The 20,188-nt window shown below is 61.6% G+C and carries 22 protein-coding genes, 1 tRNA gene and 1 pseudogene; 7 read left to right on the top strand and 17 right to left on the bottom strand.

Translation table 11 applies throughout. The features are described 5' to 3' along the window. Positions 1-67 precede the first annotated feature (67 nt). Together FJ423_RS17320 and FJ423_RS17315 are read left to right on the top strand one after the other, a co-directional pair. On the top strand, positions 68-943 hold the full coding sequence (locus FJ423_RS17320; RefSeq protein ID WP_140843380.1) for an aldose 1-epimerase family protein: 876 nt from the start codon (positions 68-70) through the stop codon (positions 941-943). Between the two features lie 3 nt (positions 944-946). After that, the gene (locus FJ423_RS17315) at positions 947-1,357 is read left to right on the top strand and encodes a hypothetical protein (protein ID WP_140843378.1); all 411 of its coding nucleotides are present in this window, start codon (positions 947-949) and stop codon (positions 1,355-1,357) included. 16 nt (positions 1,358-1,373) lie between these two features. Here FJ423_RS17315 and FJ423_RS17310 read toward each other — a convergent pair whose 3' ends face one another. The 10 genes from FJ423_RS17310 to FJ423_RS17265 form a co-directional block, all read right to left on the bottom strand. Further along, the gene (locus FJ423_RS17310) at positions 1,374-2,288 is read right to left on the bottom strand and encodes an agmatinase (protein WP_140843376.1); all 915 of its coding nucleotides are present in this window, start codon (positions 2,286-2,288) and stop codon (positions 1,374-1,376) included. Next, complete coding sequence (locus tag FJ423_RS17305) at positions 2,285-2,818, bottom strand: class I SAM-dependent methyltransferase (protein ID WP_140843374.1); 534 nt, start codon at positions 2,816-2,818, stop codon at positions 2,285-2,287. Before FJ423_RS17305 ends, FJ423_RS17310 begins: the two co-directional genes overlap by 4 nt. A 149-nt stretch (positions 2,819-2,967) precedes the next feature. Further along, positions 2,968-3,810 (bottom strand): alpha/beta hydrolase, encoded by an 843-nt coding sequence (locus tag FJ423_RS17300; protein ID WP_140843372.1) that lies wholly within the window; start codon positions 3,808-3,810, stop codon positions 2,968-2,970. A gap of 338 nt (positions 3,811-4,148) precedes the next feature. Beyond that, entirely contained in the window at positions 4,149-4,970 is an 822-nt protein-coding gene (locus tag FJ423_RS17295) for an MBL fold metallo-hydrolase (protein WP_140843370.1), read from the bottom strand. Between the two features lie 3 nt (positions 4,971-4,973). Beyond that, a complete protein-coding gene (locus tag FJ423_RS17290) occupies positions 4,974-5,768 on the bottom strand; it encodes a TatD family hydrolase (protein ID WP_140843368.1) in 795 nt (264 codons plus the stop codon). Then, complete coding sequence (gene metG, locus FJ423_RS17285; protein ID WP_140843367.1) at positions 5,768-7,318, bottom strand: methionine--tRNA ligase; 1,551 nt, start codon at positions 7,316-7,318, stop codon at positions 5,768-5,770. The genes FJ423_RS17290 and metG overlap by 1 nt, the downstream gene beginning before the upstream one ends. Positions 7,319-7,445: 127 nt before the next feature. Further along, positions 7,446-8,501 (bottom strand): DNA polymerase III subunit delta', encoded by a 1,056-nt coding sequence (locus tag FJ423_RS17280; RefSeq protein WP_140843365.1) that lies wholly within the window; start codon positions 8,499-8,501, stop codon positions 7,446-7,448. Beyond that, positions 8,498-9,172, bottom strand: coding sequence for a dTMP kinase (gene tmk, locus FJ423_RS17275; RefSeq protein ID WP_140843363.1), 675 nt, complete (start codon positions 9,170-9,172; stop codon positions 8,498-8,500). Before tmk ends, FJ423_RS17280 begins: the two co-directional genes overlap by 4 nt. 72 nt (positions 9,173-9,244) lie before the next feature. Next, positions 9,245-10,423 carry a D-alanyl-D-alanine carboxypeptidase family protein gene (locus FJ423_RS17270; protein WP_140843361.1) on the bottom strand — a complete coding sequence of 393 codons (1,179 nt, stop codon included), beginning with the start codon at positions 10,421-10,423 and terminating at the stop codon, positions 9,245-9,247. Between the two features lie 122 nt (positions 10,424-10,545). Continuing rightward, a complete protein-coding gene (locus FJ423_RS17265) occupies positions 10,546-11,808 on the bottom strand; it encodes a septal ring lytic transglycosylase RlpA family protein (protein WP_140843359.1) in 1,263 nt (420 codons plus the stop codon). Between the two features lie 164 nt (positions 11,809-11,972). Here FJ423_RS17265 and FJ423_RS33590 point away from each other — a divergent pair, with 164 nt between their 5' ends. Together FJ423_RS33590 and FJ423_RS17260 are read left to right on the top strand one after the other, a co-directional pair. Next, the gene (locus tag FJ423_RS33590; protein ID WP_181174819.1) at positions 11,973-12,146 is read left to right on the top strand and encodes a hypothetical protein; all 174 of its coding nucleotides are present in this window, start codon (positions 11,973-11,975) and stop codon (positions 12,144-12,146) included. A 219-nt stretch (positions 12,147-12,365) separates the two neighbouring features. Continuing rightward, positions 12,366-12,455 (top strand) — tRNA-Ser (locus tag FJ423_RS17260). Between the two features lie 134 nt (positions 12,456-12,589). Here FJ423_RS17260 and FJ423_RS17255 read toward each other — a convergent pair. The 6 genes and pseudogenes from FJ423_RS17255 to FJ423_RS17230 form a co-directional block, all read right to left on the bottom strand. Next, on the bottom strand, positions 12,590-13,360 hold the full coding sequence (locus FJ423_RS17255) for a DUF3800 domain-containing protein (RefSeq protein ID WP_140843357.1): 771 nt from the start codon (positions 13,358-13,360) through the stop codon (positions 12,590-12,592). A gap of 36 nt (positions 13,361-13,396) precedes the next feature. After that, a complete protein-coding gene (locus FJ423_RS17250) occupies positions 13,397-14,272 on the bottom strand; it encodes a hypothetical protein (protein ID WP_140843355.1) in 876 nt (291 codons plus the stop codon). 101 nt (positions 14,273-14,373) lie between these two features. After that, positions 14,374-14,937, bottom strand: coding sequence for a hypothetical protein (locus tag FJ423_RS17245; RefSeq protein WP_140843353.1), 564 nt, complete (start codon positions 14,935-14,937; stop codon positions 14,374-14,376). Positions 14,938-15,014: 77 nt separating this feature from the next. After that, positions 15,015-15,242, bottom strand: coding sequence for a hypothetical protein (locus tag FJ423_RS17240; protein WP_224628254.1), 228 nt, complete (start codon positions 15,240-15,242; stop codon positions 15,015-15,017). Between the two features lie 30 nt (positions 15,243-15,272). Continuing rightward, positions 15,273-15,652: pseudogene (locus tag FJ423_RS17235) on the bottom strand (type II toxin-antitoxin system PemK/MazF family toxin). Then, on the bottom strand, positions 15,649-15,873 hold the full coding sequence (locus tag FJ423_RS17230) for an antitoxin MazE family protein (protein ID WP_140843349.1): 225 nt from the start codon (positions 15,871-15,873) through the stop codon (positions 15,649-15,651). Before FJ423_RS17230 ends, FJ423_RS17235 begins: the two are co-directional and overlap by 4 nt. Positions 15,874-16,144: 271 nt before the next feature. Here FJ423_RS17230 and FJ423_RS17225 point away from each other — a divergent pair, with 271 nt between their 5' ends. The 3 genes from FJ423_RS17225 to rimO all read left to right on the top strand — a co-directional run bounded on the left by FJ423_RS17225 (position 16,145) and on the right by rimO (position 18,994). Then, complete coding sequence (locus tag FJ423_RS17225; RefSeq protein WP_181174818.1) at positions 16,145-16,552, top strand: DUF930 domain-containing protein; 408 nt, start codon at positions 16,145-16,147, stop codon at positions 16,550-16,552. 270 nt (positions 16,553-16,822) lie between these two features. Beyond that, on the top strand, positions 16,823-17,503 hold the full coding sequence (locus FJ423_RS17215; RefSeq protein WP_140843347.1) for a TerC family protein: 681 nt from the start codon (positions 16,823-16,825) through the stop codon (positions 17,501-17,503). Positions 17,504-17,680: 177 nt separating this feature from the next. Next, complete coding sequence (rimO, locus tag FJ423_RS17210; protein WP_140843345.1) at positions 17,681-18,994, top strand: 30S ribosomal protein S12 methylthiotransferase RimO; 1,314 nt, start codon at positions 17,681-17,683, stop codon at positions 18,992-18,994. 76 nt (positions 18,995-19,070) lie between these two features. Here the strand turns inward: rimO and FJ423_RS17205 are convergent, their stop codons facing one another. After that, positions 19,071-20,138, bottom strand: coding sequence for a BMP family ABC transporter substrate-binding protein (locus tag FJ423_RS17205; RefSeq protein WP_140700241.1), 1,068 nt, complete (start codon positions 20,136-20,138; stop codon positions 19,071-19,073). Positions 20,139-20,188 lie beyond the last annotated feature (50 nt).

The raw sequence follows: 20,188 nt of genomic DNA, 5'->3' as shown, positions 1-20,188 counted from the left end.
CCGCGCTTGAGTTCACGCGCGGCCTTTTGCTAGCCTGCCGGCCAAACCTGCCAGCCGCGAGGACGCAATGGACCAGCTGACGCTTCACGCTGACGGCATTTCGGCGACCATCGTCGGGCAGGGGGCCGAACTGGTCTCGCTGCGCGATGGCGAAGGCACCGAGCTTCTGTGGGAGGCAGGCCCCGCCTGGCGTCGTCATTCGCCCGTGCTGTTCCCAATCGTCGGCCGGCTCAAAGGCGATCAGCTGCGGCATCGCGGCCAAATCTATCCGATGACGCAACACGGCTTTGCCCGCGACCGGCGCTTTGCCTGGGCGGAGCAGGGGCCGGCCTCCTGCACATTGGTCCTGACGGACGACGCCGAGACGCGAACGCACTATCCCTTCGCCTTTCGTCTCGCCATCAGCTACGAGCTGAAACCACGGCAACTCGGCGTGACCTTCGAGATCGCCAATACCGGCGACGAGCCTCTGCCGGCCTCGATCGGCGCGCATCCGGCGTTCAACTGGCCGCTGCTCCCGGAGCTGCCGAAGGAAGCCTATCGGCTGACCTTCGCCGAAAATGAGCCGGCGCCGATCCGCCGCCTGAAGGACGGCCTGTTGTTGCCGGCGCCGCAGCCGACGCCCATCGAGGGCAGGACGCTGCCGCTATCCGAAAGACTGTTCGACGACGATGCCGTCATTCTCGACAAGCCGGTGAGCAAGAGCGTGCGCTACGCCGCCGGCCGCGGGCCGGCGATCGAGATGTCGTGGCAGGGATTCAATGAGCTGGGCATCTGGTCCAAGCCTGGCGGCGCGCCCTTCCTGTGCATCGAGCCCTGGCACGGCATCGCCAGTCTCATCGATTTCGATGGCGAGTTCGGCGACAAGCCGAGCCTGATGCTGATCGAGCCGGCCGGCCGGCGCGTGCTGAGTTACCGGATCGTCCTCAGCCGGGTACCGTAGGGCATGGCATATGCCATCAAGACCCAGATCCAGGACCCGGCGGCGGAGAGATTCGTGTTCGCCGCCCAGAAAACCATGTATGGCGGCAAGCGCATCGCCGAGGGCGACGTCATCTTCCTGTTCGCCAGCGAGAACGAAGGCGGGCAGGGGCTTGTCGCGCGCGGCATCGTGACCTCCTCCGAGGCCACCCCCAGGCGTCCGGATCTCGAACGGCAGACGCCGCGCGTCAACGTTGCCGTCCGCCGCACCGCCTTGGCGACGAGACATTTGGGTCGCAATGAGCTCAAGCGCTTCAAGGATTGGAAGGACGGCCGGCCCGAGACCGAGCTCAATTTCAAATTCTACCGCCAGGCGACCAACAAGATCGTCGGCATCTCGGACGTGACGGCGGCGTTTCTGAACTGCTTTTTCTAGACCATCCGATCGGATCTCAGCCGGTCTGCCGGACAATGGCGCCGATCGCGTTGACAACAAGACGCGACGCGGTGATGGCCGACAGACCGTCAATGTCGGCGGGAGGATAGAGCTCGACAAGGTCGAATCCCGCAATCCTCGCCCGCTTGCCGAGGCCTGCGATCAGGTCGATCGCCTGCGTGTAGCTGAGGCCGCCAGGCGTGCGCGCGGCCACGCCCGGCATGATCGATGGATCGAGGCTGTCGCAGTCAAGGGTGACGACGACGCGCGCGCCTTCCGGAATATGCCGCAAAGCGGCTTCGACGCCCTGGGCGTGAACCTCGCGAGCCGTGACGAAGCGGCTGCCGTAGCGCCGCGCCGCTTCAATTTCGCCGATGCGTGCGCTGCCGACGCTGCGCAGGCCGACCTGCACCATGCCGGCGACATGCGCCATCTCGCTCGCCCGGCGCATCGGGCTCGAGTAGCCGTAGCGTTCGCCATGCACCTCGTCGCGCCAATCGATATGGGCGTCGATCTGCAGGATCCAGATTGGCCCGTGATCGGCAAAGCCGGCGAGGAAGGGAATGACGACGGAATCGTCGCCGCCAAGCAGGATCGGCACCGCCGGCAGTACCAGCACCTCGCGCGTCTTCGCCTCGATACGGGCCCGGTTGCCGGCATTGTCATGCATGGTGGCCAAGACATCGCCGGCATCGACGCAGCAGACCGGTCCGCCATCGAACAGCGGGCCGCCGAGGTCGAAATCCCAGTGCTCCATCAGCGGAATGTCATCCTGGCTTGCAGCTCGGATGGCGTCAGCGGCTGAGGCATGGCCGCTGCTGTTCTGACCGCGATAGGTGCTTCCATGACCCGCCCCGAAGATCACTGCTCGCGGCACGCGCTCGTCGGCGAGGCGATCGGGAAAGCCGAGAAAGGAAGGCGAGGCGGTCATTTTCTGGATGCTTCCTTTGTTGCGCCGCGGCGCGATGGCAGCTTGGGGCAGGGTAGTTGCTTCGGCGTGGAGTTTTGCGGCGCTTCGCGGGACATCAAGCCACGAACCAAATCAATCTCTTTCAACGGATCGCCGCCGTCGAGGAAAAGCCTGCCATGCGGCTTCAGCGCCGCCTTGATCCGCATCAAGGCCGCACGGTTGGCCTCGGGGTGGCGCCCGTCGAGCGCGCCGACTCGCATGGCAAAGGCGATGTCAAAAAGAGCCTCGCCAGCATTCAATGCGAAGTCTTCGATTGCCGCATGCCTGAAATCGAGGCAGCCCCAAGCCATCTCATCAGCCGATCGCGCCCGCGCCAATCGGATTGCCTTCTCCGAACGGTCGACGGCCAGAATGAAGCCGTCGCCGATGCGGCGAGCGACGTCGCGAGCGGCAACGCCGGGACCGCATCCGATCTCCAGGACGCGAAGTCCCTGCTTCAATGGAAGCGCTTCGACGAAGGCGGATATCCGATCTGAGATTCCGGCAGCCATGAAATAAATTATCCAATCTGGTCTGCGCCAGGCAAGCGAGACGGCGCCGAGCGGAAATGACGGACAGGGCAGCGGCCAGAACATTGATGCCGGACAATGTAGCCCCCAGGCGTCGGCCGCGTTCGGGTTGGCCAGACTCAAGGACTGTTCTATTGCCGTTCCAGGAAGTCGACCATCAGCGACGCAGCTTGGTTGGCATGCGTTTCCAGCAGGAAATGAGGCCCGTCGAGAATGTGTGCTTCCATCCTCGGCAGGGCCTGCATCCATGACAGCGTCTCTGCCAGGTCAAAGAACGTGTCGTGCCGGCCCCACAGCATCAGGGCGCGAGGCTGTCTGTGCTGCAGATAGTCGGCAATCGCGTCGAAGCGAGCGACGTAGTTGCCATAGTCCGCAATGAGCGCGCGCTGCGTCTCCATGCCTCCGGGGCGCTGCATCACGCGCCAGTCTTCCTCCCAGTTCTCGTCCGGAATTTGTGCGGCCACATCGTCGGGAACACCTGCCACATACTGGTCTCGCGTGCCCTCGAAGGTCAGATGCGCGGTGGCTTTCGCTTCATTGTCTGGGTTGGGATTGGCCCAAAAGTCCTGCGTCGCCTTCCAGGATGGCCCCATTCCGCTCCGATGTGCGTTGGCGTTCTGGATGATCAAGCCCAACACCGCATCGGGGACCTGCATGGCTATCCGCAGACCTACCGGCGCGCCAAAGTCATGCAGGTAGATGTAGCGCGGGCCGACCGAGAGGTGGCTGAGCAACTCCGAGATCGCATCGGCAAAACCATCAAAGGACGGCTCGGGCAGAGCATCGGACATGCCGAACCCAGGCATGTCGGGAGCAACCACATAAGCCACCTTCGACAATGCGGGAATGACGTGGCGAAAGGTCCTGGAGGAACTCGGAAAACCGTGAAGAAGCAGAAGAGCCGGTTTGGAGGGCTCTCCAGCCGTAAGGAAAGACAATTCCGTGCCGCTTGCCAACTCAAGCCGTGAAAGCATGCAAAGGTCCTCAAACCGCTCACCAGGCCAACGCGAGGTTCGGCGGTTGAGTTCCGAGCACTTGCTGCCGCAACGAGGGACAAATTCTGTGCGTACCCGTCAATGCGCAACAGCTCCGTGCGGCTGGCGAGCAGGGCTGCGTGACATCGCGCTTTCCGGCATCCCATGGCCATGCCAAAAGTCGCATAAGATAGATTATGGAACTGAGGCGTGGCGGGCACGTCCAGGAATTGCTGCGGCTTTCGCTGCCGGCAACAAACGCCGCGGCAGCGCTTCGACTTCGAGATCGCTGCAGAAGGTTCAACAGACAAACTGCGGCGCCGACTGAACAGCTATCGCTACCGCTCTGACTCGTAAGGAATTTCGATCACCATGCCGTCATAGGCCGGCACCACGTGCTCCGGCGTCTCGGCCATCACGACGGCGTAGTCGAGCGGCACATGCATATGGGTCAGCACGGCGTTCCTCGGCGCCAGCTTTTCGATCCACTCCAGCGCCTGGCCGAGCGACAGATGACTGGGATGGGTGTTGTACTGCAGCGCATCGATGACCAGCGTGTCGAGGCCGCGCAAACGCTCAACGGTGGCGTCCGGGAAGCCGCTGATATCCGGGCAATAGGCAAGCCCGCCGATGCGGAAGCCGAGTGAGATGATGTCGCCATGGAACTGCGGCAGCGGCTCGAGGGTGAGGGCGCCCCCCTCGCCTTCGATCACGACCGGCCTGGCGTGGTCGATAAGATGCGACTTGACGATCGGCGGATAGGAACTGCCTGGCGGCGTCTCGAAGCAATAGCCGAACGCCTGGCGCAGCCGCAGCATGGTCGGCTCGTCGGCATGGATGTCGATGCGATGGCGTTGCTCAAGCACATAGCCGCGCAGATCGTCGATGCCGTGGATGTGGTCGGCATGCGGATGCGTGTAGACGACCGCATCGATGCGCTTGACGGAGGCCAGCAGCATCTGCTCGCGGAAATCCGGCCCGGTATCGATGACGACCGTGGTGCGCGCGCCGTTGGCGGCAATCCGCTCGACCAGCGCGGCCGTGCGCATGCGCCGGTTCTTCGGGTTCTTGGGGTCGCAATTGCCCCAATCGCCGGTGATGCGCGGCGTGCCGGGCGATGAGCCGCAGCCAAGAACGGTAAAGCGCAGCCGGTCGCTCATGCCTCAGCCCGCAGCCGTTTCGGGACGCGGCATCTTGGTGAACAGCCTGAAGAAGTTCCCGGTGGTAATATCGGCGATCTCAGCCTCGCTGACGCCGATGGTCTCGGCGAGCACCTTGGCCGTGTTCGCCACATAGGCCGGCTCGTTGCGTTTGCCGCGATGCGGGACCGGCGCAAGGTAGGGCGCGTCGGTCTCGACCAGCAACCGGTGGCGCGGCACATCGGCGGCGATGGCGCGCAGTTCGGCGGAGTTCTTGAAGGTAAGGATGCCGGAGAAGGAGACATAGCCGCCCAGCGCCACGCCGACTTCAGCCAGCCTGCGTCCGGACGAAAAACAGTGCAGGATGAAGGGGAAGGCGCCCTTCCCTGTTTCGTCCTCGAGGATCTCCGCCATGTCATCGTCGGCATCGCGCGCATGGATGACCAGCGGCAGGCCGGTCCGGCGCGCGGCGGCGATGTGGGTGCGAAAGCCTTGCGCCTGCGCATCGCGCGGCGCCTTGTCATAGTAATAATCGAGCCCGGCCTCGCCTATCGCCACCACCTTGGGATGGCCGGAAAGCCGCACCAGCTCGTCAGTGGCGACGTCCAGCTCTTCCGCCGCATTGTGCGGATGGGTGCCGACCGAGCAATAGACCTCGTTGAAAGATTCAGCAATTTCAAGGACCTGCTGAAAACGCTTCACGCGCGTCGAGATCGTCACCATGCGGCCGATCCCGGCGGCGAGAGCGCGGGCGACTACAGCCGTCCGCTCCTCGGCGAAGTCCGGGAAGTCGAGATGGCAATGGCTGTCGACCAGCATCAGCTATTGCCATCCTGCTCGACATAGCGCGGAAATACGCCCTCCGGCGCCGGCAAGGCAGTGCCTGGCTCCAGCGCGTGGTTGGCATGGACGTGCTCGAAAGCGCGGCTGTCAGCGGGCACGGCCAACAGGTCGAGCAGCTTGGCCGCCGATCCGGGAATGAAAGGCTGGCAAAGCAGCGTCACCCGGCGCACCAGCTCGGCCGTCGTCCACAGCACGGTTTCCATGCGCTCCGGATTGGTCTTGCGCAGCGCCCACGGCTCCTGAGAGGCGAAATAGCGGTCGGCTTCGGCAACAACGCCGAAGATCGCCGCCAGCGCCAGATGGATGCCCTGCTCCGCCATCGCCCGACGAGAAACGGCCAGCGCTTCGACCGCCTCGTCGAGGATCGCCGTGTCGGCCTCGGTAAGGTCGCCGCGCGCCGGCACCTTGCCGCCGCAGTTCTTGGCAATCATCGACAGCGAGCGCTGCGCCAGATTGCCGAGGCCGTTGGCAAGATCGGCATTGGTGCGGTTGACGATCGCCTCATGGCTGTAATTGCCGTCCTGGCCGAACGGCACCTCGCGCAGGAAGAAATAGCGCACCTGGTCGACACCGTAGTGCTCGACCATGGTGAACGGGTCGATGACGTTGCCGACCGACTTCGACATCTTCTCGCCCCGGTTGAACAGGAAGCCATGGCCGAAGACGCGCTTCGGCAACGGGATTCCCGCCGACATCAGGAAGGCCGGCCAATAGACGGCGTGGAAGCGCACGATGTCCTTGCCGATGATGTGCGCATCGGCAGGCCAAAACCGCCATTTCTCATCGTTTTCATTGGGATAGCCGACGCCGGTGATGTAATTGGTCAAGGCGTCGACCCATACATACATCACGTGCTTTTCGTCGCCCGGCACCGGCACGCCCCAGTCGAAAGTGGTGCGCGAGACCGACAGATCCTTCAGCCCCGATTTGACGAAGCTCATCACTTCGTTGCGGCGCTCGGCCGGACCGATGAAATCGGGCTGGCTCTCGTAAAGCGCAATCAGTCTGTCCTGGTAGGCCGACAGCCGGAAGAAATAGCTTTCTTCCTCGACCCATTCCACCGGCGTTCCCTGCGGCCCGTAGCGGACATTGTCGGGGCGAACCTCGGTCTCCTCCTCGCCGTAATAGGCCTCGTCGCGCACCGAATACCAACCGGCATAGCCGCCCTTGTAGATGTCGCCATTGGCGGCCATCGCCTTCCAGATCGCTTGCGAGGACGCGTAATGCCGCTCCTCGGTGGTGCGGATGAAATCGTCGTTGGAAGCGTTGAGCGCGGTGGCCATGCGCCTGAACTCGGCCGAGTTGCGGTCGGCGAGCTCGCGCGCCGTGATGCCTTCCTTGCGCGCCGTCTGCAGCATTTTGATGCCGTGCTCGTCGGTGCCGGTCAGGAAGAAGACATCCTTGCCGTCCAGCCGCTGGAAGCGGGCAAGCGCGTCGGTGGCAATCAGCTCATAGGCATGGCCGATATGCGGCTTGCCGTTTGGGTAGGAGATCGCGGTCGTGATGTAGAATGTGTCGCGTGACATGAATGAACCGTCATGAATATCTGAATGTGAGTTGTGGCGGTGGATATCGTATCGGAACGTCGATTGCCATCCCGAGGCCAATGCATGCCGCCCAAAACTGGGCCAACGGCATGCATCGAACGAGCCGTCACATTCGCATCGCAGAATTCAGGCGGTCGATCATGGTCAGGGCGTGCTGCTTCTTGTCGAGGTTGTAGGTCTCAGCCTCAGATATCGTGTTCAGCGCCTCGTGCCAAGCCTCGGACAGGGTTTTGGCCCGGGCGAGATCGCCGGCAAGCGCGGCGTCGCTGGCGGCGGTCGAAAGCAGGTCGAGCGCGCGACGGTTGAAGATGTCGAACTGGATTGCCTGATCGCGTCCCGCCACGGCTTCGGCAAGGCGATGGGCGCCGGCAATGTCGGGCTTCCTGGCCGCCACCAGCGTGTCGAGCGCGCCGGCGATCTCCAGCCCGCCATATTGGGTGAGCAGGATCGCGTTGCGGGCGCTGCCCCCTGCCCGCTCGGCGAGCGCCGCGCGCGCGCCCGGATCGTCCGGCGGCGGCGGCTCGACATTTTCCAGCACCGCCATCAGTTCGTCGGCGGCCAAAGGCGCCAGCCGCACCATCTGGCAGCGCGAGCGGATCGTCGGCAACAGGCTGCCCGGCGCATGCACCACCAGAATGAACAGGGTGCGCGCCGGCGGCTCTTCGAGATTCTTGAGCAAGGCATTTGCGGCGTTGGTGTTCATGTCGTCGGCCGGATCGACGATGACGACGCGGTAGCTGCCGTCATGCGAGGTCATCGACAGGAAGCGGCTGACCTTGCGGATCTCGTCGACGGTCAGCACCGTCTTGAAGCTCTTGGTCTTGTCATTGGCCGGACGGGTGAGGTGCAGCACCGAAGGATGCGCGCCGGTGGCGATCTGGCGAAACAGCGAGGAGGCCGGATCGGGAACGGCAAGCGTGTCGGGCGCCGTCTTGAAATCCGGATATCTCAGAAGATGATGCGCCATGTGGAACGCCAGCGTCGCCTTGCCGATGCCTTGGGGCCCGGCGAAAATCAGCGCATGCGGCAGCTTGCCGGTGCGGTAGGCGCTGGCAAGCATCCCTGCCGCCGTCGCGTGGCCGATCAGCCGCGGCGTTTCGGCGGGCTCGGGCACGCCGTCCAGCGTGTCGTGCTGTTCGGGGGCGATGCGTTCGAAGATCATGCCGGCGCCGTCTCAATCCTTTGCGCCGGCATCCGCTCTTCCAGCGCTGCGAAGACGGCGGCGGTGACGACGTTCTCCACCGTATCGGGATCGGCGGAGGCGTCGATGACGACGCAGCGCTCCGGTTCGGCCGCGGCGATGGCCAGGAAAGCCTCGCGCCGCCGCCGGTGGATGGCCAAAGTCTCCTTCTCGAAGCGATCGGCGGCGTCATCGGCGCCGCGCCGCGCGGCGGCCCGTTTCAGGCCTTCAGCGGGATCGATGTCGAAGATCAGCGTCATGTCGGGCATCATGCCGTTGATGGCCACCGCCTCCAGCGCCTTCATGAAATCGGCATCGAGCCCGCCGGTGACGCCCTGGTAGACGCGAGAGGAATCGATGAAACGGTCGCACAGCACGATCGAGCCGCGCTCGACCGCCGGCCGGATGACCTGCTCGACATGGTCGGAGCGCGCGGCGGCGAACAGGATCGCCTCCATCTTCGGGCCGAACGGCTCGGCCGCCCCGGACAGAAGCACATGCCTTACGGCTTCGGCGCCGGGCGATCCACCCGGTTCGCGGCTGACCAGGACCTCGTATTTCTTGGCGCGCATGCGCCGCGCCAGCCGCTCGATCTGCGTCGACTTGCCTGCTCCTTCGCCGCCCTCGAAGGTGATGAAAAATCCGCTCGCCAATCGAGACTGCCTTTGCCCGTGCTGGCCGCTGTCATAGCTCCCGTCCGACAAAAGGTCCACGAACTTGCCCGATCACAAATGTTTCTGCCGCAGCCAGCCGACAGCGAGTTCCTTGGCCGCGTCCAACGCGCGCTGCGGCAGCGTACCCACCTTCACCGATTCTGCGGCATAGAGCGGCGTCTGCTGGCTCAGCGTCTCGCCTATCCAAACGCGCAATTCCCCGACCGGTTGCCCCTCCTCGACCGGTGCCGACACCGGACCCTGGTAGACGATCCTGGCGGTCAGCTTGTCGCGGTTGGCTATCGGCAGAAAGATGTCCACGGGGCCTTTGGCTTTCAAGGCCAGGCCGGACTTGGCGCCGCCGAAAACCTGTGCTTCTCCGACCACCTCGTCCTTGGCGAAGATCTCGGTCTTCTGGAATGACCGCGAGCCCCATTCGAGCAGCTTGCGCGCCTCTTCGGAGCGCTCGCGGTCATTGGCCAATCCGCTGAGCGCGGCGATCACACGCGTGCCGTTGTGACTGACGGTGCCGACCAGGCCGAAGCCCGCCTGCTCGCTGGCACCTGCCACGAAGCCATCGGCCTCGATGCCCATGGCGATCAGCGGATTGCGGTTCCTCTGCGAGATCTTATTCCAGGTGAAGTCCGGCTGGCCGTAATAGTGGAAGAACTCCGGATAGTCGCGCCACAGATGCAGCGCCAGCATGGTCAGCTCCCGCACCGTCGTCTGCTGCCCGTCGGCCGGCAGGCCGGTCGAATTGACGAAGGTCGATTTCGAGAGGCCGAGCTGGCGGGCGCGATCGGTCATCTGCGCGGCGAAATTCGCTTCCGAGCCCGCCATTCCCTCGGCCAGCACGATACAGCCGTCATTGGCGGCCTGCACGGTGACGCCCTGGATCAAATCCTCGACGCGGACCTCGGATTTGAGCTTGGCGAACATGGTCGAGGTTCCGGACGGCGCGCCGCCGGTGCGCCAGGCGTTTTCGCTCACGACGAAAGTGTCGTCGAGCGTGATCCGCTTCGACTTGATGGCGTTGAAGACCATTTCCATCGTCATCAGCTTGGCCATTGAGGCCGGCGGGATTGGCTTGTCGGGGTCCTTGGCGAAGAGCACCGTGCCGGTGTCCGCATCGATCATGAACGCCTGCGCCGCCTTGGTCTCGAAGAGCTGCGCGCTCGCCGGGGCCGCGCAAAGCAACACCAGCGCCAATCCCAGAAGGCTGGCGAAAGGCAGAAAAATGCGGAACTGCATGAAATGTCGACCCGATCTGAGCAACCCGGAAAGCGCAGAGCCACTCCAGAATGCGCAAAGACTACCCCACGGCCAAGCTATCAGGGTTTTTCCGGCCGGATCAACGGGCAGCGCGAATTTGATCAGTTACGCACAACAAGCGCGTCCGGCGCGCCATGCGACCAGGCTGCCTGGAGCAGGTCGTCGACGCTGCCATGGCCGTCCGGATAGACATTGACCGCATACCAGTCATTGCCGTCGAGCTCGGTGCGCTGGATCTCGGTCCGGCCGAACGGCTCGAGCGCTGCGGCCACACGCTTTGCCTGCGCGGCCTCGTCGAAGGAACCGGCGGCGACATAGTCGGACGCAGGCGTCTGTAGCTCTCGGTTCGATTTCTTCCATGAACGCAGGATATCGGCCGGCGACATGCCGCCGGAATCGAGCGCGGCAAAGACATCGGCGCGCTCTACGCGCTCATCCGCGTAAGACAGGGAGGCCATGGCGAAGGGCGAGTTCGGCGGAAGCGTGAAATCCGGCCGTTCTGGGACGATTGGACCGAAATCCGGCAGCGCGACATCGCTGGCGCCCTGGACGGCGAATGCGGCCGGCTGCACGGCCGGCTGATCCGAAAGCCCCGGCTGCGCTGCAAAGGCCCGCCCCGAATTGGTCAACTCGCCCGGAAACGGCGCGGCGGCCGGAGACGCCGCGACCGGCATGCTCGGCGACGGGCCGTTCATGGCCACCATCACGCCGGTCGGCAGGCCGTCCGAAGGATCCGGCCGGTTGTTGCCGGGATGATAGGAGGCCACCAGATACTGGTCGTCATTGCCGTCGAGCGGCGCGCGGCCGACATACTCCACTTTGACCCTGGCCGTGCCGACCTTGGCATAGTCCAGCATCTGCGCCGCGCGTTCGGAAACGTCGATGATGCGGCCTTCGTGATAGGGGCCGCGGTCGTTAACGCGCACGATGACCGAACTGCCGGTCTCCAGATTGGTGACGCGGGCATAGCTCGGCAGCGGCATCGTCGGATGCGCCGCCGTCAGATGCGTCATGTCATAGACTTCGCCATTGGCGGTCAGACGACCATGAAACGCATCGCCGTACCAGGAAGCCAGGCCGACCTTGGCGTAGCCCTTGTCTTCCTTGGGATAGTACCACTTGCCACGCACTTGATAGGGCTTGCCGAGCTGGTCGCGGCCACCGCCGCGCCGCATGAACTGGACACGCGGGCTCGCCTTCACGCCATATTCGGATTCGGCGAAATATTCCTTGGAGCGGGCCTTCTTGTAGACCATCCCCTTCGGTTCGGGTTGCGAGGCGCAGGCAGCCAGCAGCAGGCCCGAAAGGGCGCACAGGGCGAAAGCAGAAGCGCGACGAAGACGCGGGCGCGTCAGGGTCTGCATGTCTCGATTGTCCCCTACCGTGCTGTCACCAGACGGGGCCAGAAGTCGCCCTCCAGGCCAACACCTTGATCCCCAATCCCTTTTGCACAGGAATTGCTTATCACGATGTTAATCGATTATGGCCGCAACAGGGCGAGATTGTGGCGAGACATAGGAACTGGGCGATGATCGAGCGGCCGTCGCGCCATAACCGACGCTTCAAAGCATCACCATGGCCACGATTGTCGGGCGTCGAGGTCGGCCCGACCGGGTTGCCGGTCTGTTATCGCGGCACCGACGACACGGTGGCGGCGACCTGCGAGAGCTTCTCGCGCTTCGTCAAAACAGGTTTCTCATAGATTTTCTTCATGATCTTCCCCTCTTGAAATACTACAGGTTCCAATTGGCCGCGTGTTGGCTGCATTGTCAATGCATGAACCGGCTAGCCGCCATCCCAAACACATTGGGCCATTCCCGCGATTGACAGATCTTTGCACAGCGCACTAGAGGATTGGGCGCTTGCGTTGCCGGCAGGGCTTTGAGGTCGGCAGGACGAAGCGCCTCGTGACGATCACGATGGAGGGATGGCCGAGCGGTTTAAGGCACCGGTCTTGAAAACCGGCGTGGGCGCAAGTTCACCGTGGGTTCGAATCCCACTCCCTCCGCCAAATACCGTTGAAAATTATAGAGTTTTTCAGATTTTGGTTACCTGATCCGCGAACCTACCCAGAAACGCTGTATGGATTTAGTAAACGGGAGAAGGCGCTTTCGCCTAGCCGTTCAGATGCCACCGCAGCTGACCCTAGCTTAGCGTCAGCTTTACCGAGCCGCGTATTATGCCCGCCGCTATCAGCATTTCGCGCAGCAAATTTTCCAACTCGCGAGCCTGCCATATCGACGTTATCACCGGGATGTTCAAGCGCGATTTTTTGCCGGCGAGAATCGGTCTGCGCTCCTTTCCCTGGAATTGGTCCTCGGCATGAGCGCGGATAATCCACGCCATCATATCCGCGGCTTGGAGCGGCAACACGCGTTCCTCATTTTCGAAAACAGGCATATTGCCAATTGGCTTTTGCCGCCCCTGCAAAAGGGATCTGTAGCGAGCCCAATCCCTACGGACTTTCTTCTTTTCCATCATCTGGTCATCGAAAATGAAATTTACCGGACCTTTCAGCTCGAGCGCGTCTTGGCCATCGGCGAGCTTCAAAATCATCTGATAAAGAAGGAAATAGTATGGACTATGAAATTGCTGCGGTAGCTGGCTTCCTTTGATAATCCGACTGAAATCATCGACCATAACCGCAGCGACAACTCCCGCTTCGACGTGATCGGAAATTACATTTTGCAGCAACAAAATTCGCTCGTCACGCCGATCCTGTGACCAAGAGGCGAACTCGCCGACGCAATTCATTGCCTCGCTCATTTTGAAACGGCCAATGCGAGGCTTCATAGAGAGAATATCGGCCCAATCCGCCGAGAACCGCGTCCAGTTTTCGGCAGGGGCAATGAGGCCCGCCAAAACGTAGATTGCCGGATTGATCGACACGCTTTCATCAACGTAGGCTTGGAGCATTGATCGCCCCCCCCAGTTCGAACTCACCGCTAACTTCTAAAAACGGGTCTCCGCCCAATGGGCGTTAGCGGCCCGAATGTCCGCTTCTGATTTAGCCTCAGCTGTTTCTCGGAGAAATTTGACAAGTCTGTTAGCGTGTTTTTCGGCGTAATGCCGGCAGAAAATTCTATTCTTATCGCCGAGCGTTAATCCGTAATAATCTGACAGGGCCGGGATTTTGCTTGTCAGCGCCTGGAGCGACTTCCTCATAGGCAAATCTTGTCGCTGGCGCTCGACATGGCGCGCCCACTCCCACGCTACGAAATCTGCCGCGTGGAAGACACCTTCCATTTCCTCCTTGGGTGTCGCAATAAGTTTAACGAGAGAATATTGCTCCAAAACGTGTTTATATACAGGTTGCCTTTCCTTATTACTATTCAGGAATCGAATATAGTCAATAAATCCTCCTTGTCCATCATCTCCTGTTTCCAGAACATACGAGATATGATTTCTCTTCATTGCGCCATCATTCGCAAAATCTCCCAAGGTCCACATGCACATATGAATCATTGGGCCGTACTTTGTCCTAAATGCCCTATAGAGAAACTCATCAACAGCCTTTTCATTGTTGGAAAGCTTCGGAAATTTCTCCTCTATTGTGCTGTCATCATAGGATGTACAAACTATGTAGGAGGCGTTGTTCTTTATTATTTCGACTATGCCATGCATTATCTGTTTTTTTTTACGATCGTCTATGCCTTCGAAATCGCCTTTCCGGGCGTTCAGGTGGGTCATATGGAACGTGCGCCCGTCGAGCAGACGTTGCCATTGCTTGTTTGCTTTTTTTGCTCGGCCATAGCTGAATGCAACGGCGGCGACAGCGTAAATGCCTGAACCAGAACGACCTGCATCAATGCCAGCACGAAGCGCCAAGACTTTCACCGAATAACGATCACGGGATGAGCGCTGCTATCGACTCAGCCCAACAACAACGGCGTTCATTTCATGCTCTATTGCAATCACGCCGATAAAGGTCAACCAAGCGTGCCGCCCTGCTTATTAAACGTCGTTTTCTGAGGCGGCTTTGGAGGGTTGCTATGCCAAGGAAAATGCGCGTCATCGGACCATACTGAATTCTTGGTACTGTATTGCTGCATTCGCGCTTGGACCTCCCACGAAAGTGCAGAATAGTAATTAATCGCTTCTTCGGAAACCTCTGTTGGTTTTCTTGTTACAAATCCTATATCGGCTTGCCACATCCCCACAGTTTCATTGTTGTGGCTATACCAGTGGGCTTCATCGTGAATCAGCCTATTCCGAAAATCGCCGATTTTCATGAATGAATCGGCAAGTTTTTTGACCTTTTTGCTATCGGTAGGGTCTGCAATTTCCTGGGATAACCATTCCAGAAGCCGAGCGCGCGGATAATAGTTCGGGATGCTGGCAGTGACGGCACGTCCTGCCGTTTCGCTTAGTCCCGCCACGTGCCAAATGAGCCGGTTCATTTCCGATTCCATCGCGCTAAACCGGACGACGAATAGTCCAATGAGTGGGACAAGTTTATTGGGGATCACTGTTCCCCGAACGAAATCTGCCATGTGGCGCGCCTTAAATTGACAATCGAGAAAGACGTTTAAGGGCATAGGACGGCCAGGGCAAACCGCGTGGACACTTTTTAGCGAGCCGGCCCCGTGGTGTTCCAGCGGATGAATTCGGCGTCCTTGCCGGTGATTTCCTTTACCGCCCGCAACAGCGCTTCATGCAACCCTCGCGTGGCCCGGTAATGATCGCAGTGCGGCGATATAAGCGGCCCGGTGATGCTGAGATGCAGCGCCTCCGCTGCGGCCAGGAACCGCCTCAGCTTTGATTCCGATAATTGCTTGGGCTTGTTGCGCCTGACCAAATCGCGATCTCCCACGAGAAATCGCCCCATCTAGGGGGCGCCGACGCGCGCCCAGCATTCCCCTTTCCGGCCAAGCCTCGGCGATACCGCCAGGCCGAGAAAGACCATCACCGCCTGATTGAGCCGAACCATATCCTCGTCGTCGAGCCGCCCGATCCGGTCGCCGACCTTCGACTTCGGAACCGAGGTGATCTTGTCCACCATCAGCCGGGAAGGAGAGCGCAGCCCGTTGCTCTCGTTCGGCTCACCGGAAGCCGAAATAACGGCGCATCGGTCGGGTCCGTGGTGAAGGCGCAGACCGTGATCGAATCCGTGGCGTCAAAGCTGTCATCCTGCACGATGACGACCGGGCGCGGCTTGCCCGCATAGTCCCTGCCGCCGGATACGGTCCAGACCTCGCCCCGCCTCATTCATCGTCCCAGTCGGATACCGCGTCTATGAACGCCTGATCCTCGGCCGCACGGGCGCTCGCGGCCACCGCCGCCGACTGTCGGTGCGCCTCGGACTTAAATGACGCGGCGCGCACGTCCGGCACCCAAATCTGGATGGGCCGCAGGCCCTGGGCGCGTAGCCGCTCCCGATGTTCCTGCACCTTCACACGCGTGGATTTCGCGCTTCTTGCCGATGCCATGAGTCATTTTCCGCAATGGTTACATGTAGCCTATCATGGACTACGCGTTGCGACCGGCCTTTTCGCGACCTCCAGAAGAGGCGCAAGTCCGACTGGTTCAGTTGCCTGAAATCCGTAGCTTCCGGCATCGACGAGACAGACATTCCACGCAAATTAATGAGCCCGCAGCTTGCGGCGATCAAGGGTTGCAGACGGTGCAATCGTTGGAAGCGATGCGGCGCTGGCGACCGACAGCGGTAAACCACCGTTTATTTGATTTATCGGATAAAATATGCTGCTTGTCGCGCCCATGAAAAAGCTCTGCCTGATGGTTCTGGCGTCGCTGACGCCGGTCTTGCCGGCCAAGGCGATGGACAATGCCTTGCGCGCCGGCCTGATGAAACTCGATCCGCAGACCCGCCTCGAACAGCGCTGTGACGCCGAGGTGCTCGACCGGATCAGCCACGACGATCGCAACTACAAGGCCGACCGCGTCGTGGCCTACGCCTTCGCCACGCCGCAGATGAGCGCCGATGCCATCAAGAGCTCGGGCGCCGCCTTCCGCAGCAATGGCCAATGGTACCGGCTGAAGTTCAAATGCCAGACCGCGCCGGACCATATGCAAGTGCTGCAGTTCCGCTACAAGATCGGCGACGAGATTCCGGAATCCGACTGGGCCAAATATAACCTCTACGACTAGAGCAATACCAGGGAAAGTGCGTAGCGGTTTCCCGTCCGGAATTGCGTCAAAACAAAGAGATAGAGCGGTTCGCCGTTTCCGTGAAACGGTGAAACGCTCTAGTTTTCGGCCTCGCCAGCTTGCCGGCGACCACCCTAATTCCATCAGGGCCTACGCCGCCGGCCTTGTTTTCCGGCGATGTCCAACCCTGCGTCTTGACGCCGATGGACCGTGCCTTTAGGCCCGTCCCGGTAAAGGGCTACGCTCATTTCAGGCAAGGATTTCTAGTCGATGGAAATATTCACTGCCGCAGGCCTTTCGGCTCTCCTCCAGGTCGTTGCAATCGATCTCGCGCTTGCCGGCGACAACGCAATTGTGATCGGCCTTGCGGCAGCCGGCCTTCCCGTCGATCAGCGCAAGCGCGCCATCCTGGTCGGCATCGCGGCAGCCACCGTCCTGCGCATTGTCTTTGCCCTGATCACGCAATGGCTGCTGAGCATCGGCCCGATGCTGCTCATTGCCGGCGGGCTCCTGCTTCTGTGGGTATGCTGGAAGATGTGGCGCGAGCTGCGCGTCAGCCACGAGGATGAGCGCGACGCGACAGAAGCGCTGTCGAACGGCGATTATAACGGCAAAATCGCCGGAAAAGGCCCGCGCAAGACCTTCTCGCAGGCTGCCTGGCAGATCGTCATCGCCGACGTCTCGATGTCGCTCGACAACGTGCTCGCCGTCGCCGGCGCAGCCATGAAGCATCCCACGGTGCTGATCATCGGACTGGTCCTTTCGATCGCGCTGATGGGCTTTGCCGCATCCTTCGTCGCGCGCCTGCTGCACAAATACCGCTGGATCGCCTATGTCGGCCTGCTGATCATCCTCTATGTCGCGGTGAACATGCTTCTGGGAGGCGCCGTGCAGCAATTTCCCGACCATTTTGCTTTCCTGGCGCCCTGGTTCGGATCGGACGGCCACTGACGCTCTTTCAAGGCGAGCATCTGCCGCATCGCCTCTTGTCGTGGCCGACTGGCAGGTTTGCTTCTGTGCCGAAGCGTGCTATTGCGCCGCGCGAAATGGCTCAAAGCCGCGCGCCGTAGATCGATCTTCGGAGCTGAAGCTCCTCGATCTCGCCCTCATCTCTTGGAAAACAAATTTATGTCCGCCCCACGCGTCAGTTTCGTCAGTCTTGGATGCCCGAAGGCGCTCGTCGATTCCGAGCGCATCATCACGCGGCTGCGCGCCGAGGGCTACGAGATCGCACGCAAGCATGACGGCGCCGACCTCGTCGTCGTCAACACTTGCGGCTTTCTCGATTCCGCCCGCGACGAATCGCTCAACGCCATCGGCTCCGCGCTTTCCGAAAACGGCCGCGTCATCGTCACCGGCTGCCTCGGCGCCGAGCCGGAGGTCATCCGCGAAAAGCATCCCAACGTGTTGGCGATCACCGGCCCGCAGGCCTATGAAAGCGTGATGGCGGCGGTGCACGAGGCGGCTCCGCCAAGCCACGATCCCTATGTCGACCTGTTGCCGCCGCAGGGCGTGAAGCTGACGCCGCGCCACTACGCCTATCTGAAGATTTCCGAGGGCTGCAACAACCGCTGCACCTTCTGCATCATTCCGGCACTGCGCGGCGATCTCGTCTCGCGCCCGGCCGCAGACGTGCTGCGCGAAGCCGAAAAGCTCGCCAAGGCCGGCGTCAAGGAGATCCTGGTCATCTCGCAGGACACCAGCGCCTACGGCATCGACATCAAGTACCAGACGTCGATGTTTGGCGATCGCGAGGTGCGGGCGAAATTCCTCGACCTCGCCGAGGAGCTCGGTAAGCTCGGCATCTGGATACGCATGCATTATGTGTACCCCTACCCGCATGTCGCCGACGTCATTCCGCTGATGGCGGACGGAAAGATCCTCCCCTATCTCGACATTCCCTTCCAGCACGCCTCGCCACAGGTGCTGAAGAACATGCGACGCCCCGCGCATGGCGAAAAGACGCTGGACCGCATCCGCGGCTGGCGCGAGGTCTGCCCGGATCTCGCCATCCGCTCGACTTTCATCGTCGGCTTCCCCGGCGAGACCGAGGACGATTTCGAGATGCTGCTCGACTGGCTGGACGAAGCCAGGATCGACCGCGCCGGCTGTTTCAAATATGAGCCGGTCAAGGGCGCGCGCTCCAACGACCTCGGGCTGGAGCAGGTGCCGCAGGAGGTCAAGGAAGCGCGCTGGCACCGCTTCATGCAGCGCCAACAGAAGATCTCGGCAACGCAGCTCGCCAAGAAAATCGGCAAGCGCCTGCCGGTGCTGATCGACGAGGCGCATGGCACATCCGGCAAAGGCCGCACCAAATACGACGCGCCGGAGATCGACGGCTCCGTGCACATCCAGTCGCGGCGGCCGCTGCGTGCCGGCGAGATCGTCACGGTCAAGATCGACCGCGCCGATGCTTATGACCTCTACGGCTCGGCCGTCTGACGGCCCACGCGGACCCACGCAGCATAAAAAAGGGCGCCTGCGGCGCCCTTTTTCTTTCGGCTCAGCGATTTGCCGCTTACTGCGGCAGCTTGTCGTCGATGCCCTTGACGTAGAAATTCATGCCGAGCAGCGTGCCGTCGTCGGCGACCTCGCCGTCCTTCAGCCAGGGCGAACCATCCTGCTTGGAGACAGGTCCGGTGAAGGGGTTCCAGCCGCCGGCGATCTTCTTCTCGGTCGCCTCGGCCATCGCCTTCACGTCGTCAGCCATGTTGGTGTAGGGGGCGAGCTTGACGGCGCCGTCCTTGATGCCGAGCCAGACATTGTCAGGCTTCCAGGTGCCGTCGAGCGCCGCCTGGACGCGGCTGATGTAATACGGGCCCCATTCGTCGGTCAGCGAGGTCAGCTGCGCGTGCGGTGCAAACTTGATCATGTCGGACGACTGGCCGAAGCCGTGCAGCTTGCGCTCCTCCGCGACCTGCAGAGCGGCGGTCGAATCGGTGTGCTGGACGATGATATCGGCGCCCTGGTCGAACAGCGCCTTGGCGGCGTCGGCTTCCTTGCCGGGATCGAACCAGGAATTCACCCACACGATCTTCACCTTGAAGTCGGGATTGACCGACTGCGCGCCGAGCATGAAGGAGTTGATGCCCATCACCACTTCCGGGATCGGGAAGGAAACGATGTAGCCGGCGAGGCCCTTCTTCGATTCCTTGGCTGCGATCTGGCCGAGCACATAGCGGCCTTCATAGAAGCGGGCGTTGTAGATGCCGAGATTGTCGCCGGTCTTGAAACCGGTGGCATGCTCGAACATAACCTTGGGAAACTTCTTGGCGACCTTCACTTCGGCATCCATGAAGCCGAAGGAGGTGCCGAAGATGATCTTGCACTTCTCGCGCGCCAGGCGCTCGAAAGCGCGGTCGGCGTCCGGGCCTTCCGAGACGTTTTCGAGATAGGCGGTCTCGACCTTGTCGCCGAGCGCCTTCTCGACTTCGAGCCGGCCCTGGTCGTGCTGATAGGAGTAGCCGAAGTCGCCGATCGGACCCGTATAGACCCAGCAGGCCTTGAGCTTGTCGGCGGCCTGGGCGGTTGCCGCCAGGGACAGGGCCGCGGCCGTGGTCATCAACGCAATAAGCAGTTTTTTCATTGTGTTACCTCTCTGAGTTAAGCCTTGGAGCTTCCCGTCTTTTTGTTGTT

It is taken from the genome of Mesorhizobium sp. B2-8-9, from assembly GCF_006439475.1.
Classification (GTDB): domain Bacteria; phylum Pseudomonadota; class Alphaproteobacteria; order Rhizobiales; family Rhizobiaceae; genus Mesorhizobium.
The sequence above is the reverse complement of the archived record's forward strand: the minus strand, read 5'-3'. Positions and strand labels throughout refer to the sequence as shown.

What these genes read in the sequence shown, in the direction of transcription:
- FJ423_RS17320 (WP_140843380.1), top strand. Translation starts at nt 68, where the DNA reads ATGGACCAGCTGACGCTTCACGCTGACGGCATTTCGGCGACCATCGTC.
- FJ423_RS17315 (WP_140843378.1), top strand. Translation starts at nt 947, where the DNA reads ATGGCATATGCCATCAAGACCCAGATCCAGGACCCGGCGGCGGAGAGA.
- FJ423_RS17310 (WP_140843376.1), bottom strand. Translation starts at nt 2,288, where the DNA reads ATGACCGCCTCGCCTTCCTTTCTCGGCTTTCCCGATCGCCTCGCCGAC.
- FJ423_RS17305 (WP_140843374.1), bottom strand. Translation starts at nt 2,818, where the DNA reads ATGGCTGCCGGAATCTCAGATCGGATATCCGCCTTCGTCGAAGCGCTT.
- FJ423_RS17300 (WP_140843372.1), bottom strand. Translation starts at nt 3,810, where the DNA reads ATGCTTTCACGGCTTGAGTTGGCAAGCGGCACGGAATTGTCTTTCCTT.
- FJ423_RS17295 (WP_140843370.1), bottom strand. Translation starts at nt 4,970, where the DNA reads ATGAGCGACCGGCTGCGCTTTACCGTTCTTGGCTGCGGCTCATCGCCC.
- FJ423_RS17290 (WP_140843368.1), bottom strand. Translation starts at nt 5,768, where the DNA reads ATGCTGGTCGACAGCCATTGCCATCTCGACTTCCCGGACTTCGCCGAG.
- metG (WP_140843367.1), bottom strand. Translation starts at nt 7,318, where the DNA reads ATGTCACGCGACACATTCTACATCACGACCGCGATCTCCTACCCAAAC.
- FJ423_RS17280 (WP_140843365.1), bottom strand. Translation starts at nt 8,501, where the DNA reads ATGATCTTCGAACGCATCGCCCCCGAACAGCACGACACGCTGGACGGC.
- FJ423_RS17270 (WP_140843361.1), bottom strand. Translation starts at nt 10,423, where the DNA reads ATGCAGTTCCGCATTTTTCTGCCTTTCGCCAGCCTTCTGGGATTGGCG.
- FJ423_RS17265 (WP_140843359.1), bottom strand. Translation starts at nt 11,808, where the DNA reads ATGCAGACCCTGACGCGCCCGCGTCTTCGTCGCGCTTCTGCTTTCGCC.
- FJ423_RS33590 (WP_181174819.1), top strand. Translation starts at nt 11,973, where the DNA reads ATGATCGAGCGGCCGTCGCGCCATAACCGACGCTTCAAAGCATCACCA.
- FJ423_RS17255 (WP_140843357.1), bottom strand. Translation starts at nt 13,360, where the DNA reads ATGCTCCAAGCCTACGTTGATGAAAGCGTGTCGATCAATCCGGCAATC.
- FJ423_RS17245 (WP_140843353.1), bottom strand. Translation starts at nt 14,937, where the DNA reads ATGGCAGATTTCGTTCGGGGAACAGTGATCCCCAATAAACTTGTCCCA.
- FJ423_RS17230 (WP_140843349.1), bottom strand. Translation starts at nt 15,873, where the DNA reads ATGGCATCGGCAAGAAGCGCGAAATCCACGCGTGTGAAGGTGCAGGAA.
- FJ423_RS17225 (WP_181174818.1), top strand. Translation starts at nt 16,145, where the DNA reads ATGCTGCTTGTCGCGCCCATGAAAAAGCTCTGCCTGATGGTTCTGGCG.
- FJ423_RS17215 (WP_140843347.1), top strand. Translation starts at nt 16,823, where the DNA reads ATGGAAATATTCACTGCCGCAGGCCTTTCGGCTCTCCTCCAGGTCGTT.
- rimO (WP_140843345.1), top strand. Translation starts at nt 17,681, where the DNA reads ATGTCCGCCCCACGCGTCAGTTTCGTCAGTCTTGGATGCCCGAAGGCG.
- FJ423_RS17205 (WP_140700241.1), bottom strand. Translation starts at nt 20,138, where the DNA reads ATGAAAAAACTGCTTATTGCGTTGATGACCACGGCCGCGGCCCTGTCC.